The organism is Bradyrhizobium sp. CB82, assembly GCF_029714405.1.
GTDB lineage: Bacteria > Pseudomonadota > Alphaproteobacteria > Rhizobiales > Xanthobacteraceae > Bradyrhizobium.
Map to the genome: position 1 here is coordinate 4,821,550 of NZ_CP121650.1, position 16,411 is coordinate 4,837,960.

15 protein-coding genes and 1 pseudogene are annotated in these 16,411 nt (G+C 63.8%); 8 read left to right on the forward strand and 8 right to left on the reverse strand.

Annotation, left to right across the window (positions count from 1 at the left end):
• Position 1 precedes the first annotated feature (1 nt).
• Both QA640_RS23380 and QA640_RS23385 read left to right on the forward strand, forming a co-directional pair.
• Entirely contained in the window at positions 2 to 1,894 is a 1,893-nt protein-coding gene (locus QA640_RS23380) for a TRAP transporter large permease subunit (RefSeq protein WP_283035308.1), read from the forward strand.
• A 20-nt stretch (positions 1,895 to 1,914) separates the two neighbouring features.
• The gene (locus QA640_RS23385) at positions 1,915 to 3,564 is read left to right on the forward strand and encodes an acyl-CoA synthetase (protein ID WP_283035309.1); all 1,650 of its coding nucleotides are present in this window, start codon (positions 1,915 to 1,917) and stop codon (positions 3,562 to 3,564) included.
• Positions 3,565 to 3,632: 68 nt separating this feature from the next.
• Here QA640_RS23385 and QA640_RS23390 read toward each other — a convergent pair whose 3' ends face one another.
• Positions 3,633 to 3,926 carry a hypothetical protein gene (locus QA640_RS23390; RefSeq protein ID WP_283035310.1) on the reverse strand — a complete coding sequence of 98 codons (294 nt, stop codon included), beginning with the start codon at positions 3,924 to 3,926 and terminating at the stop codon, positions 3,633 to 3,635.
• 514 nt (positions 3,927 to 4,440) lie between these two features.
• Here QA640_RS23390 and QA640_RS23395 point away from each other — a divergent pair.
• The 6 genes from QA640_RS23395 to QA640_RS23420 all read left to right on the forward strand — a co-directional run bounded on the left by QA640_RS23395 (position 4,441) and on the right by QA640_RS23420 (position 8,485).
• Complete coding sequence (locus tag QA640_RS23395) at positions 4,441 to 5,358, forward strand: AraC family transcriptional regulator (protein WP_283035311.1); 918 nt, start codon at positions 4,441 to 4,443, stop codon at positions 5,356 to 5,358.
• A 119-nt stretch (positions 5,359 to 5,477) separates the two neighbouring features.
• Positions 5,478 to 5,651, forward strand: coding sequence for a hypothetical protein (locus QA640_RS23400; RefSeq protein ID WP_283035312.1), 174 nt, complete (start codon positions 5,478 to 5,480; stop codon positions 5,649 to 5,651).
• A gap of 43 nt (positions 5,652 to 5,694) precedes the next feature.
• Entirely contained in the window at positions 5,695 to 6,105 is a 411-nt protein-coding gene (locus tag QA640_RS23405) for a transposase (RefSeq protein ID WP_349253752.1), read from the forward strand.
• On the forward strand, positions 6,102 to 6,449 hold the full coding sequence (gene tnpB, locus QA640_RS23410; RefSeq protein WP_283035314.1) for an IS66 family insertion sequence element accessory protein TnpB: 348 nt from the start codon (positions 6,102 to 6,104) through the stop codon (positions 6,447 to 6,449). Before QA640_RS23405 ends, tnpB begins: the two co-directional genes overlap by 4 nt.
• Before the next feature lie 73 nt (positions 6,450 to 6,522).
• Positions 6,523 to 8,100, forward strand: coding sequence for an IS66 family transposase (locus tag QA640_RS23415; RefSeq protein WP_283042864.1), 1,578 nt, complete (start codon positions 6,523 to 6,525; stop codon positions 8,098 to 8,100).
• Between the two features lie 13 nt (positions 8,101 to 8,113).
• On the forward strand, positions 8,114 to 8,485 hold the full coding sequence (locus tag QA640_RS23420) for a hypothetical protein (protein ID WP_283035315.1): 372 nt from the start codon (positions 8,114 to 8,116) through the stop codon (positions 8,483 to 8,485).
• Between the two features lie 178 nt (positions 8,486 to 8,663).
• On the opposite strand, the pseudogene QA640_RS23425 reads toward QA640_RS23420, so the two are convergent.
• The 7 genes and pseudogenes from QA640_RS23425 to QA640_RS23455 all read right to left on the reverse strand — a co-directional run bounded on the left by QA640_RS23425 (position 8,664) and on the right by QA640_RS23455 (position 16,305).
• A pseudogene (locus tag QA640_RS23425) lies at positions 8,664 to 9,614 on the reverse strand (IS630 family transposase).
• 90 nt (positions 9,615 to 9,704) lie between these two features.
• Entirely contained in the window at positions 9,705 to 10,502 is a 798-nt protein-coding gene (locus tag QA640_RS23430) for an MBL fold metallo-hydrolase (protein WP_283035316.1), read from the reverse strand.
• Positions 10,503 to 10,517: 15 nt separating this feature from the next.
• On the reverse strand, positions 10,518 to 11,294 hold the full coding sequence (locus QA640_RS23435; protein ID WP_283035317.1) for a TatD family hydrolase: 777 nt from the start codon (positions 11,292 to 11,294) through the stop codon (positions 10,518 to 10,520).
• Positions 11,295 to 11,304: 10 nt separating this feature from the next.
• The gene (gene metG / locus QA640_RS23440; protein WP_283035318.1) at positions 11,305 to 13,266 is read right to left on the reverse strand and encodes a methionine--tRNA ligase; all 1,962 of its coding nucleotides are present in this window, start codon (positions 13,264 to 13,266) and stop codon (positions 11,305 to 11,307) included.
• A 47-nt stretch (positions 13,267 to 13,313) separates the two neighbouring features.
• Positions 13,314 to 14,360 carry a DNA polymerase III subunit delta' gene (locus QA640_RS23445; protein ID WP_283035319.1) on the reverse strand — a complete coding sequence of 349 codons (1,047 nt, stop codon included), beginning with the start codon at positions 14,358 to 14,360 and terminating at the stop codon, positions 13,314 to 13,316.
• Positions 14,357 to 15,043 (reverse strand): dTMP kinase, encoded by a 687-nt coding sequence (tmk, locus tag QA640_RS23450; protein WP_283035320.1) that lies wholly within the window; start codon positions 15,041 to 15,043, stop codon positions 14,357 to 14,359. The genes QA640_RS23445 and tmk overlap by 4 nt, the downstream gene beginning before the upstream one ends.
• A 2-nt stretch (positions 15,044 to 15,045) precedes the next feature.
• Positions 15,046 to 16,305, reverse strand: a complete 1,260-nt coding sequence (locus QA640_RS23455; RefSeq protein ID WP_283035321.1) for a D-alanyl-D-alanine carboxypeptidase family protein — start codon at positions 16,303 to 16,305, stop codon at positions 15,046 to 15,048.
• Positions 16,306 to 16,411: the final 106 nt, after the last annotated feature.

Sequence of the window (16,411 nt, forward strand, 5' to 3'; positions counted from 1 at the left end):
CATGGCTCATATCGAGGTTCAGGTGACCGAGGTGGTGGGCGAGGTGACCGGGCAGTCCCCTCGCCGGCGACCTTCGTTTCTGGCTTCGCTGGAGCGCGTGCTCGGCTTCATCGTCGAGATCCCGGCGGCGATCCTGGTCGTCGCCGAGATCGTCATCCTGTTCGCCGGCGTGGTCGCACGCTACGGCTTTCACCGGCCGCTGGTCTGGTCGGACGAACTCGCATCCATTCTGTTCCTGTGGCTCGCGATGCTCGGCGCGGCGGTGGCCTTCCGCCGTTCCGAGCACATGCGCATGACGGCGTTCGTCGCGAGGGCGAGCCCAGCGATGCGGGTCTATCTCGATCTCGTGGCGGTCTGCGCCGCGCTGGCGTTCCTCGTGATGATCGTATGGCCGTCCTACGACTACGCCTATGAGGAAAGCTTCATCACCACGCCGGCGCTCCAGATCTCGAACATGTGGCGCGCCGCTGCGCTGCCGGTCGGCATCTGCCTGATGGCGGCGTTTGCGGTGCTGCGCCTGCTGCGCGCGGCCGACTATCGGACCGTGCTGACGGCCGCCGTGACCGTCGCCGTCGTCGTCGGCTTGTTCTGGCTCGCCGAGCCCCATCTGCGGCCGCTCGGCAATCTCAACCTGGTGATCTTCTTCGTCGGCGTCGCCGGCTTCTGCGTCTTTGCCGGCGTTCCCATTGCGTTCGGCTTCGGCCTTGCCATCTTCGGCTATCTCGCGCTGACCACACGCACGCCAGTGATGGTGCTGGTCGGCCGAATGGACGAGGGCATGAGCCATCTGATCCTGCTCTCGGTGCCGCTGTTCGTGTTCCTGGGGCTTTTGATAGAAATGACCGGCATGGCGCGGGCCATGGTGGCGTTCCTGGCGAGCCTGCTCGGGCATGTCCGCGGCGGGCTGCACTACGTGCTGGTCGGCGCCATGTACCTGGTCTCCGGCATCTCCGGCGCCAAGGCGGCCGACATGGCCGCGGTCGCGCCGGTCTTGTTCCCCGAGATGAAGCAGCGCGGCGCCAAACCCGGCGATCTGGTCGCCCTGCTCGCGGCCACCGGCGCGCAGACCGAAACCATTCCGCCGAGCCTCGTGCTCATCACCATCGGCTCGGTCACGGGCGTCTCGATCGCAGCACTGTTCACCGGCGGCCTGTTGCCCGGCGTGGTGCTGGCGCTGACGCTCTGCATGCTGGTCTGGTGGCGCTACCGACACGAGGACATGAGCCATGTTAGCCGCGCCACGGCCGGCCAGATCGGCAAGACCTTCGTCATCGCCCTGCCCGCGCTCGCCCTTCCCTTCGTGATCCGCTACTCGGTGGTCGAGGGCATCGCCACCGCGACCGAGGTCTCGACCATCGGCATTGTCTATAGCGTCCTGGTCGGACTCTTGATCTACCGCCGCTTCAACTGGCGACGGCTGTTGCCGATGCTGGTCGAGACCGCGGCGCTGTCGGGGGCGATCCTCCTGATCATCGGCACCGCCACGGGCATGGCCTGGGGCCTGACACAGTCCGGCTTCTCGCGCTCGCTTGCATCAGCCATGACCGGGCTGCCCGGCGGCTCGGCCTCCTTCATCGCGGTCTCGATCCTGGCCTTCACCATCCTTGGCAGCGTACTGGAGGGTATTCCGGCGATCGTGCTGTTCGGGCCTCTTTTGTTTCCGATCGCGCGGGCCGTCGGCGTCCACGAGGTGCACTATGCCGTGGTCATCATCCTTGCCATGGGCATCGGCCTGTTCGCCCCGCCTTTCGGCGTCGGCTATTATGCCGCCTGCGCGATCGGCCGCGTTGACCCCGCCGAGGGCATCAGGCCAATCTGGGGCTATCTGCTGGCGTTGCTCGTAGGATTGATTATCGTGGCGATATTCCCGTGGATTTCGATCGGATTCCTTTGAAGCGTTGAGGGAGGGTGGCGATGAGTGAGAGGCAGAACCACTACAATATCGGCCTGGACAAGACGCCCGCCAACTACGTGCCGTTGACACCGCTGAGCTTCCTCGCGCGCAGCGCCGGTGTCTACCCCGATCATGTCAGCACCGTCTATGAGGGTCGCAGCTTCACTTGGGCGCAGACCTATGAGCGGTGCCGGCGCTTTGCAGCGTATCTGGCGGGAAAGGGGATCGGTATCGGTGACACCGTGGCGGCCATGCTGCCGAACGTGCCGGCGATGAACGAGGTGCACTTCGCGGTCCCCATGACCGGCGCGGTGCTCAATGCTTTGAACATCCGCCTCGACGCGCCCTCCATCGCGTTCCAGCTCGATCATGGCGGTGCCAAGATCATCCTGGTCGATCCCGAATTCTCAGGTGTGATCATCGATGCACTGGCGCAGATGAAGGGTCCAAAACCGTTCGTGATCGACGTCGACGACGCTGCGTTCACAGGCGGAAAGCGTATCGGCGAGATCGAATATGAGGCGGCGGTCGCCCAGGGTGATCCCGGTTTTGCTGCCGTTCTGCCGCAGGACGAATGGGATGCCATCGCACTGAGCTACACCTCGGGCACCACGGGCAATCCCAAGGGCGTCGTCACCCATCATCGCGGCGCGTATCTGAACGCCGTCAGCAACATCCTCGCCGGCAATCTCGGCCAGCATCCGGTCTATCTCTGGACGCTGCCGATGTTCCATTGCAACGGCTGGTGCTTCCCCTGGACCATTGCCGCGTCCGCCGGCATCAACGTCTGCCTGCGCAAGGTCGAGCCGACAAAGATCTTCGAATTGATCAAGGCGCATGGCGTCACCCACATGTGCGGCGCGCCGATCGTCTACAACACGCTGATCAACGCTCCCGATGCGCCCAAGGGCACGGCTGTGCGCCGCGTCGTTGGCCTGATCGCGGGCGCGGCGCCGCCGGTCGCGGTGCTCGAAGGCGCCGAGAGCATCGGTATCAAGCTCACCCACGTCTATGGACTCACCGAAGTCTACGGCCCCGCCTCCGTCTGCGCCGAGCAGCCGGGCTGGGACGAACTGTCCGCGCCCGAGCGCGCGCGGATGAAGCGGCGGCAGGGCGTACCCTACCCGCTGGAGGAGGACGTCACGGTCATCGATCCGCAGACCATGCAGGAGGTGCCGCGTGACGGCGAAACCATCGGCGAGGTCATGTTCCGCGGCAACATCGTGATGAAGGGCTACCTGAAGAACGAGAAGGCGACCAGAGAAGCTTTCGAAGGCGGTTGGTTTCACACCGGCGATCTCGGCGTGCTTGACGAGCACGGCTATGTCATCATCAAGGACCGCTCGAAAGACATCATCATCTCCGGCGGCGAGAACATCTCCTCCGTCGAGGTCGAGGACATCCTCTACAAGCACCCCGCCGTTCTGTTCGCGGCCGTGGTCGCAAAGCCCGATCCGAAATGGGGCGAGGTGCCCTGCGCATTCATCGAGCTGAAGGATGGCGCGAGCGCGAGCGAAGCCGACATCATCGCCTTCTGCCGCTCCCACATGTCCGGCTTCAAGACGCCAAAGGCCGTGGTATTCGGACCGATCCCGAAGACCTCGACTGGAAAGATTCAGAAATTCCTGCTGCGCAATCAGGTCGACTCGGCGAAGGCGATCTCGGCGTAGCGCTTACCGAGACCGAATTCCTGAGAGCGCCTCGGGCATCTTCAAGACGTTGGTACTGCTTACGAGCGTTACTGCTTACCGAGCGCTTCCCCCGCGGTCGGCGACACCAAGTCCGCGACCGCCTCCTCCAGAATTGTGGCCACTTCCAATAGTGAAATAACCAAGCGCGGCATCCGCCTCAGCCTTTCATCGACGGCGACAGCCGAAACATCGTTTCGCGTCCGGCCGCCGAGCAATCGCCATCGCCCGAAGGTGATCTTGTGGACATTGCCGGAGACGTATCCGACCGACGCCCACGATTGCCTCGACTCCAGCAAGAGCTCGTCGGCCATCTTGTCCATCACCTTGACGATCGCGATCATATCCCGCGTGGCGCCCGCAAGCCCGTGCCCGCTGCGATCCGGGTTGCAATCACCGGCACGCCTGGCGCTGGCCGATGGCTTGTCCTGCAATTCGGCGAGTTTGCACAGCAGCGCTGCGAAGCGGGAATGTGCTGCGCGAACGAGATCCTCAAGTAAAGATAGATTGGTCCTCATGGACGCCGACGTGGCGTGCGGTTTGATCAATGTAAAATGCATCAAATACTCCAAGGGCAACCCAAGCGAAGGCTGCCGCATTGCAGAACCCTAGAGGCGCGCAATCGCAAAGGCTTGAACGTCTCAAGCCACGATTGATCAAAACAAGCCCGCAAAGAAATCCGGGCAGCGGCAATAGAACGCGCTCGCTCGAATGTGATCAAAAAAGCTTCGTGCATGGGTGTAGGTGAAGTGCCCGACAACCCAGGGTTCCCGCCAGCCAGCGAGCGGGAGGATGGGAATATTCATTTTGAATGCTGCGTCCGCCGATCGTTTCCCACGGCGGATTGGAGAATAGATAATGACCGATGATGGCCTCTACGGCGATCGGCTTGCAAAATTGTTTCCAATGATCCAAAGCCCAAACTCGGGAATAGTTAAATCGCTCCAAAGAGGCAAATTCGCCGCGGTTCGGATGGCCTATTCCGGACCTGTCCACGACCCGACACTGCCGTCACCTCCGGATGAGGCATTTGCACTCTGTCTTCGCCTGCGACATCAAAGAGCAGAGTCATGGATAGATGGCCGTCATGCGCGTAAGGGCGCCCAGAAGGATGAGACAAGCGTCTATGATCTTCGATGCGAAACCGTCGTTCGCTTCCAGGATCCGTTCGACTTTCTCTATCTTTATCTGCCGCACAATGCGTTGAGCGAGTTGGCGGCGGAGCTGGGCGTTGGTCACATTCAGTACGATATTGCAAGTGGTACAAACATCTTCGACCCCGTCGTAGCTCACTTGGGGGCCTGCCTGCTGCCGGCTCTCGAGAAACCTCATGAAGCCAACGAACTGTTCGTGGGCCATGTCGCGATGGCGCTCAATGCACATTTTCTCAGAGAGTACTCAAGCAGCCGACCAGAAACACGCGCTCAACGCAGCGGATTGGCCCCATGGCAACTTCGGACTGCGAAAGAGCTGATGCGTGCGAATCTCGACGGAGCACTCCCGCTGGCACGCATCGCGAGCGAATGCGGCTTATCGGCCGCCCACTTTGCCCGCGCGTTCAGGGTAAGTACGGGAACGCCACCGCACCGTTGGCTGATGGATCAACGTATCGAGCAAAGCAAATGCCTGCTCGTGGACTCCACATTGTCGCTCACTGAAATTGCGATCAAATGCGGTTTCTCCGACCAAAGTCACTTCACCAGGGCCTTCTCGTCTGCGGTGGGCGCTACTCCTGGCCGCTGGCGGCTGAGTCGGAAGGGCCAGCCCCAATTCTAGCAGCGACAATCCGGAGATGTCGGCCGGCCGAGCTGGGCCCGGGCTCATCGAGCCGGATTTTTGCAACCCTGGTCGGCGCTGATTATTCGCTATCGCCGCAAACGCGGCCTGGCGTCGCGATGGCCGACGGCACCAATTTCGCCGGTAGCGTCGGCAGCAGCCGCTCCGATCTGTTTCAGGCCGGCGCCTTCGTCAGGCATACGGTCGGGCAGGCCCATGTCGCCACCGCGCTCGCCTCTGGCCGGCAGGCGATCACCAGCGATCATCCCGGCATCGATGTATCCGTCCGGTGAAGGCCGCCTTGCCGAATGAGGCGTGTTGTTGAGTACTGTCCTTATGGACAGTGATAGGCGCAGTGCCCAAGTCGAACGGCTCGAAGTAGTGGACACAGGCCGGCGGCGACGCTGGTCCGAGGATGAGAAGCTCAGGATCGTCCTGGAGAGCTTACAGGCGCCGCGCCAGGTCGCGGCAACAGCGCGGCGGTATGGTGTTTCGCGCTCATTGCTGCTGCGATGGCGACGGTCGTTTCGGCCTGAGCCGAAGGATGCGGTCCATCGACCTGGCTTCGTACCGGCGATGGTGGTCGCGGAAGCAGGGCCGGCGCCTTGTCCAGTCGCGCCGGCCAACAGCGGCGGGTCGATCGAGATCGAGTTTGTTGCCGGGGCTCGGATGCGGATCACGGGCACGGTCGACGCGGCGACGCTGAAGGCTGCGGTCGCGGCACTGGCAGATGGACGGCCGCAGTGATCCCCATTCCGTCGGGCGTCCGGGTGTGGATTGCGACCGGCCATACAGACATGCGCCGCGGCATGAACTCGCTGGCCTTGCTGGTGCAGGAAGCCTTCAAGCGAGACCCGCACGGCGGCGATCTCTATGTGTTCCGTGGCAGGAGCGGCAAGCTGATCAAGATCCTCTGGCACGATGGGCTTGGGATGTCGCTCTACGCCAAGCGGCTGGAGCGCGGTCGCTTCTTGTGGCCGTCGTCGGCTGATGGCGTGGTGACAATCACCCCAGCCCAGCTTGGCTACCTGCTGGAGGGCATCGACTGGCGGATGCCGCAACAGACCTGGCGACCGCGGGCGGCGGGCTGATCGCTGGGATTTGAATCGGTGGCACGATCAGCGGTTCGGACAGAGACCGCGTCTTGTGATTCTCTGGTCGGCGATGGGCGCTGATGATTCTCTTCCCGACGATGTGACCACGCTGCAGGCGATGCTGCGCGCCGAACGAGCGGCCCGGTTGGCCGCGGAAGCCGAGGCCCAGGCGGGGAGCTTGCTGATCGAGAAGCTCAAACTCACGATCAAGAAGCTCCGGCACGAGCAGTTCGGACAGTCCTCCGAGCGCGGCGCATTGCTGGACCAGCTCGAGCTACAGCTCGCCGACCTCGAGGAGAACGCGGCGCAAGCTGAGACCGCGGCGCAAATGGCATCCGAGAAGATTGCGGTGCCATCGTTCGAGCGCCGCAAGCCAGCCCGCCGGCCGCTGCCGGAGCATCTGCCGCGGGAGCGCATTGTCTATCCGGTGCCGGCGACCTGCCCATGCTGCGGCGACAGCCGGTTGCGCAAGATCGGCGAGGACGTGACCGAGACGCTGGAGCTCGTTCCGCGCCAGTGGAAAGTGATCCAGCACGTGCGCGAGAAGCTCGTCTGCCGGGCCTGCGAAGCGATCACCCAGCCGCCAGCTCCCTCGCACGCAATCGCGCGCGGGCGTGCAGGGCCCAAGCTGCTGGCCCATGTCCTGTTCGCCAAGTACGGCCTGCACCTGCCGCTCCATCGTCAGAGCGACGTCTACCAGCGTGAAGGCATCGACCTCGACGTGTCGACGCTCGCGGACTGGGTGGGCGCCTCCGCTGCAACCCTGATGCCGCTGGTCGATGCGATCCGGAGCCATGTCTTTGCGGCCGAACGCATCCACGCGGACGACACCACGGTGCCGGTCCTGGCCAAGGGCAAGACCCGCACCGGCCGGCTCTGGACCTACGTGCGCGACGACCGTCCGTTTGCCGGCCCAGATCCGCCGGCGGCCGTGTTCTTCTACTCGCCGGATCGTGGCGGTGCGCATCCGGAGCAGCATCTGGCGGGCTATGCCGGACTGATGCAGGCCGACGCCTACGCCGGCTTTGGCAGGCTCTACGAGGCCAATCGCAAGGGCGGCCCGATCATCGAGGCCGCGTGCTGGGCGCACGGCAGGCGCAAGTTCTTTGATCTGGCACGGCTCACCAAGGCGCCGATCGCGGCCGAGGCGGTCAAGCGCATCGACGTTCTGTTCGCCATCGAGCGCGAGATCAACGGCCTTGCTCCGCAGGAACGCCTGCGTGTGCGCCAGGAACGTAGCCGTCCCTTAATCGTCGAGCTGGAGGCGTGGTTGCGCGAGCAGCGCGCCAAGCTCTCCAGGAACAACGACACGACCAAGGCGATCAATTACTGCCTCAGCCGCTGGGACGCATTTACCCGCTTCCTTGATGACGGACGGCTTTGCATGTCGAACAATGCCGCCGAGCGCGAGCTTCGGGCTGTCGCCGTGGGCAGAAGAAATTGGACCTTCGCCGGCTCCGATGAGGGCGGCCGGCGTGCGGCTGCGATCTACACCCTCATCGCCACCGCCAAGCTCAACGACATCGATCCACAGGCTTGGCTCGCCGACGTGCTGGCGCGCATCAACGATCATGCTATCCAGAGGCTGGCTGAGCTTCTGCCCTGGAACTGGCAAAAGCCCGTGCCGAGCCATGTCGAAGCGGCGTGAGCCAAGAGGACACATGAGAGCGAGCGGTCTGTCCGCGGCAGATAAATCGGCGGTGGCGGCCGCCTGCCAGCAACTGATCGACGACTTCCTGAAGCCCCGCTTCCTGCCCACGATCCGGCCAACGCAGTTCAACTACCCCGTCGATATCCTGGGAAAGTGGCACGGCACCAAATATCGCTTCATTCAACGCTACCGCTCCGGCTTCCCGGAGAATCTCGGCGAAGAGTTCGACGCCCCGTTCGCCCGTCTCGACTGGATTAGCCGCAATCGCTTCGACATCCAGTGGCATCGTCACACCGGAGAATGGTTCTGCCGGCATCGCGGCCTGACCCTCGCCGAAGCGATTGACACGCTAAAATCCGACGGATTGCTCCATCCACCTTAAACACTGGAACTCCGCAAGGTCAGGTCCCCCGGGTCCTCACCGGACGGATACGCATCGATCAGCTCAACGCGGCTTAACAGCTGGGCGGCGGCCGCAAGCTTCGACGGCGAATTCTCCAGCCAGGTGCGGTTCTATACCGGCAAGGCTGTCATGCGCTGTGCTTGGTAGGACGCGCGCTTTAGAGCGTTAGCCGATCAGATTGCAAATAGCCGGCGGCGGCGGAGTAGTTCCTAGACTCTGCGGGCGTGTAGGTGTCGACGATGCGCCCGATCGCATCCCAAAGGCCGCCGATGGTCCGTTCGGCGGCCTTTCGCAAGTGTGCTTTGAGCTTGGCGAAGGCGTTCTCAATCGGATTGAGGTCGGGGCTGTAGGGCGGGAGATAGAGGAGCGTGGCGCCGGCCGCCTCGATCATCTTGCGTATGCGTGGTCCTTTGTGGCTGGACAGGTTGTCCATGATGACGATGGCGTGTTCCGGCAGCTCGGGGACGAGCACTTTTTCGACATAGGTCTCAAAGGCGTCGCGGTTGATGGGGCCATCGAGCACCCATGGAGCGATGATGCCGTTCGTGGTGAGGGCGGCTACGCAGGTTGTCGTTTTCCAGTGACCGTGAGGAATGCTGGCCACCGCGCCGGCAGCGGCCGTGTGTTCGCGCCATGTTGGTCGATGCCCAAGTCTCATCAATGAAGACGAGGCGATCCCGGTCGAGCTTGTCCTGGCTCTCGCGCCAAGCCTCGCGGTCCTTCAAAACGTCCGGACGGTTCTGCTCTGCGGCATGGGCAGTCTTTTTTTGCGCGTGATCTTGTGACGTTCGAAGAAGCGGCGGATCGTGCCATAGCCAAAGGATAGGCCTTGTTTGCTCAAGCTGTGCCGCAATTCCTCAATGGTGATATCGGGCGACGCCTCGAGCAAAGCTATGATCGCCGCCTGGTGAGCATCGATCCGGTGCGATTTGCGATCACCGCCTTGAGCCTTTGGCAGAGCATCGCCTTGCTCCCGCTCGCGCGTTCGCCAACGGCTTACGCTGGCCGGGCTCACTCCAAATCGCTCAGCAGCCTGCCGGCCTGAAACGCCGCTCTCAATACAGCTAAGAACACGTTCGCGAAGATCCATCGACAACGGTTTCGCCATGCTCGCCGGCCTCCGGTCCCGGCCAACAGCTTGAATCAGGAAACCGCTGATTTGGGAATCCCCAACGATTCAGTAAGATGGGCTACCGCTCTAGCGCGTTTCCAATCGCAGGCCGTCATAGGCCGGCACCACGCCCGCCGGCAGCGACTGCCTGACCACCTCGTAATCGACGTCAGCGGTCATGTTGGTGATGACGGCGCGCTTCGGCTTGAAGCGCTCGATCCAGGACAGCGCATCGTTGATGCTGAAATGGCTGACGTGGCTGGTGTAACGCAGGCCGTCGACGATCCAGAGATCGAGATTTTCCAGTGCGCCCCAGCTCTCGCGCGGAATGTCGTTGAGGTCGGGCGTGTAGGCAACATCGCCAATCCGATAGCCGAGTGCGGGAATCTGGCCGTGCTGCACCAGGAAGGCCGCCATCTTGACCGCACCGCCCTTCCCCAAGATGGTCTGAGTCTCGCCCGCCTCGATGGAATGCCGCGTCAGGATCGGCGGATAGTCGCTGCCCTCCGGTGAGATGAAGCAATAGGAGAATCGCGCCATGATGTCCTTGGCGGTCGACTGATTGAAATAGGTCGGAATGCGCTTGCGCATATGCAGAACGACCGAACGCAGATCGTCCATGCCGTGAGTCTGATCGGCATGCTCGTGAGTCAGGAACACCGCATCGATGTGGTCGACATTGGCATCGATGAGCTGCTCGCGCAGGTCGGGCGAGGTGTCGATGACGATCCGCGTGGTGCCGTGCTCGCCGGTCTGCTCGACCAGCAGCGAGCAGCGACGACGGCGGTTCTTTGGATTGTTGGGGTCGCAGGCGCCCCAGCCGAGTGCCGGGCGCGGCACGCCGGCGGAAGAGCCGCAGCCCAGAATCGTCAGCGTCAGTGTCATGCGGCGTCCCTGGTTTCAGGCTTTCGCCCTGGAGAACAGGCGGAAGAAGTTTTCGGTGGTCTGGCGCGAGATCTCCGGAAGCGATACGCCGCGCGTCTCGGCGAGCACCTTTGCCACTTCCACTACGTAGGCCGGCTCGTTGCGCTTGCCTCGGAATTTGCCCGGCGCGAGATAGGGCGAATCCGTTTCCACGAGGATGCGGTCGGCCGGCAGCTCGGCAGCGAGTGCGCGCAAGGCCTCCGACTTCTTGAAGGTCAGGATGCCGGTGAAGCCGATGTACAGCCCGAGCGAGATGGCCTTCACCGCAAGCTCGCGTCCGCCCGTGTAACAATGCAGCACGGCGGCAAATGGTCCTTTCGCGACTTCCTCCTCCAGGATGCGCCCACAATCCTCGTCCGCCGCGCGGGTGTGGATCACGAGCGGCAGGCCTGTCGCACGTGCCGCCGCGATATGGGCGCGAAAGCCCCTCGCCTGCGCCTCAGGCGAACCGTTGTCGTAGAAGTAGTCGAGCCCCGCCTCCCCGAGCGCAACCACTTTGGGATGCTTCGTCAGCGCGATCAATTCGTCCGGCGAGATGCCGTCCTCCTCATCCGCATGATGCGGATGGGTACCGACCGAGCAATAGACGTTGTCGTAGCGCTCCGCGATGGCGATGAGCCGGTCGAGCTTGCGCACCCGCGTCGAGATCGTGACCATGCGGCCAACGCCTGCGGCAGCCGCACGCGACACGATCCCGTCGAGATCGTCCGAGAAATCCGGAAAATCCAGATGGCAGTGGCTGTCGACGAGCATTGTCCGGCCCCTAGGCCGCCGGCTCGACGTAGCGCGGGAACGCCGGCGTCGGCGCAGGCAGCGTCGAGCCGGGCGCGATCCGCTTCTTGCCGCCGAGCATCGCGAAGGTGCGTTCGCCTTCGGGGACGCCAAGGCTGTCGAGCAGCTTCGCCGAGGCACGGGGCATCGCAGGCTGGGTTAGGACCGCGATCTGGCGCACGACTTCTGCGGTCACGTACAGGACCGTTTTCTGCCGCGCCGGATCGGTCTTCGCCAGCGCCCAAGGCGCCTCGCCCGCAAAATACCGGTTGGCTTCGGCGACCACGGCCCACACCGTATTGAGCCATTGATGGATCTGCTGCGTCGCCATCGCTTCACGGGCAGCCGCGATCATGCCGTCAGCCTGCACCAGGATCGCCTTGTCGTTGTCGCTGAACTCGCCCGGCTCCGGCAACACGCCGCCGAGCTGCTTTGCAATCATCGACAGCGAGCGCTGCGCGAGATTGCCGAGGTCGTTGGCAAGGTCCGCGTTGATGCGCGCGACGATGGCCTCATGGTTGTAGTTGCCGTCCTGGCCATACGGCACCTCGCGCAGGAAGAAATAGCGCATCTGATCGACGCCATACTGGTCCGCGAGATTGAAGGGATCGACGACATTGCCGACCGACTTCGACATCTTCTCGCCCCTGTTGAACAGGAAGCCGTGGGCATAGACCCGCTTCGGCACGGGAATGCCGGCCGACATCAGGAACGCAGGCCAGTAGACGGCATGGAAGCGGATGATGTCCTTGCCTATGATGTGCACGTCGGCCGGCCAATAGCGCCAATTGCCATCGCTCTCGTCGGGGAATCCAACGCCGGTGATGTAGTTGGTCAGCGCGTCGACCCAGACATACATCACGTGTTCTTCGTCGCCGGGCACCTTCACGCCCCAATCGAACGTGGTGCGCGAAATCGAGAGATCGCGCAGGCCGCTCCTGACGAAGCTCACCACCTCGTTCTTGCGCGCATCCGGGCCGATGAACTCGGGATTGCCTTCATAGAGCCTCAGGAGCCTGTCCTGATAGGCTGACAGGCGGAAGAAATAACTCTTCTCCTCCACCCACTCGACGGGGGTGCCCTGCGGGCCGAGCCGCACGCCGTCATCGTTCAGGCGCGTCTCGTCCTCGGCGTAGTAGGCTTCGTCGCGGACGGAGTACCAGCCGGCATAGGTGTCGACATAGATGTCGCCGCTCTCGGCCATCCGCCGCCAGATCTCCTTGCTGGAGCGATGGTGCTGCTCCTCCGTGGTGCGGATGAACCGATCGAACGACACGTCGAGCCGCTGATCCATCTCCCTGAAGCGGTTGGCGTTGCGCGTCGCCAGCGCCGACGGCGTCAGCCCCTCGTTCTGCGCGGTCTGGATCATCTTCAGCCCGTGCTCGTCAGTACCGGTCAGGAAGAACACGTCCTTGCCGTCGAGCCGCGCAAAGCGCGCGAGGACATCAGCCGAGATCGCCTCGTAGGCGTGGCCGATATGGGGCTGGCCATTCGGATAGGCGATCGCGGTCGTGATGTAGAAGGCGTTGCCGCGCGCAGGCACCGTGACGGGAGCTTGGGCTTGCGGAGCAACCACTCGCTTCACGGGCGCACGCGCCTTCGGCTTCGCGACTTTCGGAGGCACTGCAACGGGAGCCAGCGCTGCCGGAGGCGCAGCCACCACAGTCTTGCGAGTTTTCGTTGCGGGAGCCTTCGCCGACTTGCCGGCGGCCGTCTTCTTGGCAACGACCTGCTTATTAGCGCTCGTCTTGCCGGCCTTCTTCGCCTTCTTGGTCACGCGACTCCTGGATTTCGTCGCTTTCCTGGCCACGCCCCTCTTGGGCTTCTTGGCAGCGTTGCGAGCGCGCGACTTGGCGGACCGCTTCGCGGCCTTCTTGGCAGCTTGCTTCGCGACCTTCTTCGCAGCCTTCTTGCCGCTCTTGCGCTTGACGGTTTTCTTAGCTCGCGTTGCCACCACGAATTCCTTTACCGGCTTCTCGAAATTTGGAATCGAACCTGCGCCTAGCGCGTTGCGTCCGCCAGCCAGCCGAACACCGAGAAAACCAAGGGCTTTCGCTCCAGATTGTAAATTTCGGTGTCGCGCGCGGCGCGGACGATCTTTTCCCATACCTCCGCAAGGCGCGCAAGGCGCGGCAGGTTCTGGTTGGCGCTCGCCTCGTCGGCATGCAGCCGCTCGGCGATCCAGCGGTCAATGCCGTCGATGAAGGCGGCGAGCGCCACCCGGTCGCTGGTGCCGAGCGAATCGCCAAGCGTGTGTAATTCCCTTGGATCGACTTGCGGCAGGCGTGCGAGCAGCGCCGCAGTGCGTTGCTGGAGCTTCAGCGCGTCGCCGCCGAGCAGCGTCAGCGCCCGTGCGACGCTGCCCTCGGCGGCGTCTGCGGCCTCACGCAGCGCCGGATCGGCCTCCTCGACATCGGCGGCGATCGCAGCAGCGCCGATCACCTCGTCGGTCGCAAGCGATCGCAGCCGCAGCTTGCGGCAGCGCGACTGGATCGTCGCCAGCACCCGCGCCGGCGCGTGGCTGACCAGCAGGAACAGCGATTGCTGTGGCGGCTCCTCGAGGATCTTCAACAATGCGTTCGCCGCGTTCGGGTTGAGCTCGTCGACGGTGTCGACGATGCAGACGCGCCAGCCTTCGGCGGCCGCCGTCGAGCCAAAGAACGCGATCGTCTCGCGCGTCTCGTCGACGGTGATGACCGTGCGCATCACGCCGCGGTCGTTTGCCGTGCGCTCCAGCGTCAACAGCCCGCCATGCGAGCCGGCGGCGACCTGACGCGCCACAGGGTCGTTCGGATCAATCGACAAATCCTCGGCCCGCTGCACGGCAGGCGCGAGCGGATGGCTGTGCGCGAGCACGAAGCGTGCCATCCGGTACGCCAGCGTCGCCTTGCCGACGCCTTGCGGTCCGCCGATCAGCCAGGCATGCGGTATGCGCCCGCTGCGATAGGCGGTAAGCAGCGCCGCTTCGGCCTCACGATGGCCGAAAAAGCGACTGGTCTCGCGCGGATGCGGAATCGCGGTCTCCCGCTCGGTCTGGCGAGGACTCATGCGGACGCCGCCCTCGTCGGTGTGCTGAACACGCGATCGCGCAACGCAGCCCAGATTCGCGCGGCGACAGTATCGGGATCGCCGCTGGCGTCGATCAGCACGCAGCGCCCGGGATCGCCGGCTGCGATCTTGCGATAGGCCTCGCGCAGATCCTGGTGGAATTTGAGGTTTTCGCCCTCGAAGCGATCCGGTGTGCCGCTGCCTCGCCGCGCGGCCGCGCGCTGCAGACCAATCTCGACCGGAAGATCGAGGATGATGGTGGCGTCCGGCTTGAGATCACCGATCGTGACCCGCTGCATCGCGTTGATGACGCCTTCAGGCACGCTGCCGAGGCTTCCCTGATAGGCCCGGGTCGAATCGGCGAAGCGGTCGCACAGGACCCAGATGCCTTGATTGAGTGCCGGCTCGATCACGGTGCGGACATGATCGTCGCGGGCAGCCGCAAACAGCAGCGTCTCGGCATCCGGCCCGAGCAGCTTGCCCATCCCCGACAGCACGAGGTGGCGCATGATCTCCGCACCCGGCGAGCCGCCGGGCTCGCGGGTAACGATGGTCTTCAGCTTCGTGGCGTTGAGCCGGTCGGCGAGCCGCTTGATCTGGGTCGACTTGCCGGAGCCCTCGCCGCCTTCAAAGGTGATGAATCGCCCGCGCCCGGACGGCGGCTTCACTGCGATCTCGGTCATAGTCAGAGCTTCTCGGCGCCCGCGCGGAACATGCCGATCACGAGCTCGCTCGCGCCGTCGATCGCGCGCCGCATGGTTGAGCCGGTGCCGATGGCCTCGGCCGCATAGACCGGTGTCTCCACCGCGATTTGCCCACTGCGCCAGACCCGCACCACGCCGACCGGCTGCCCTTCCTGGACCGGCGCGCGCACCGGGCCGCTATAGACGATGCGCGCGATCAGCTTGTCGCCGCCGTTCTTGTGCACCATCACCTTCACGGGGGTTTTGGCGACGAGCTTGACCGAGCGGCTTTCGCCGCCGAACACCTTTGCGTAACCCACCGGCTGATCGGCCGCGATCAGGATCCGGGTCTCGAAGTTGCGAAACCCCCATTCCAGCATTTTCTTGGCTTCGGTGGCGCGATCCTCGGAGTCTTCAAGGCCGTTGACGACGACGATCAGCCGCGTGCCGTCCTGCACGGCCGAGCCTACCATGCCGTAACCGCCCTCCTTGGTGAAGCCGGTCTTCAGGCCGTCAGCGCCGGGCATGGTGTTGAGCAGCGGGTTGCGGTTGGGCTGGCGGATCTTGTTCCAGGTGAATTCCTTTTCACCGAACAGTTTGTAGAATTCCGGATAGTCCAGGATGACGTGGCGCGCGAGGATGCCGAGCTCGCGCACGGTCATCTTGTTGCCAGGGTCTGGCAGCCCGTTCGAATTGGCGAAGGTCGATTTGGTAAGGCCGAGTTCGCGGGCGCGTTTGGTCATGAAATCGGAGGCGAAGAGGCGCTCGTTGCCCGCCATCCCTTCGGCAAGCGCAATGCAGGCGTCGTTGCCGCTCTGGATAATCGCGCCATGCAGGAGATCATCGACCGACACCTTGCTGTTGATTGCGGCGAACATGGTCGAACTGCCGGAGGGCGCACCGCCCTTTCTCCAGGCATTCTCGCTGATCCGGTACTCGTCGGTCAGCTTGATGTCGCCCTTCTTGACCGCGTTGAAGACGACCTCCGCAGTCATCAGCTTCATCATGCTGGAGGGCGCGCGCAGCTCGTCGGCGTTCTTCTCGAACAGGACGCTGCCGCTGGACGCCTCGATCAGGATCGCGGTGGGCGCGTCGCCGTCAAAGCCGGCCTCTTCCTTCTTGGCGCCCTGCACGCTCTGATTGGCGGCGTAGAGCACGCCGCCCCAAGCGAGGCTCAGCGCCACGCCCGCCGCGAGGAGCCCGCGCGCGAGCCACCCGGCAGTGAACCGGGATGGGCGGGTCGAAGGAAAGCGAAATGCCATGGCGAAGCCCTGAGAGCGGCGTTCTAACAGTTGGGCCCTGCGCAAACAACACGAGGAACCGGATCATCACCCGAAGATTGCACAGGTGGGCTGGCGTCCTTATCGT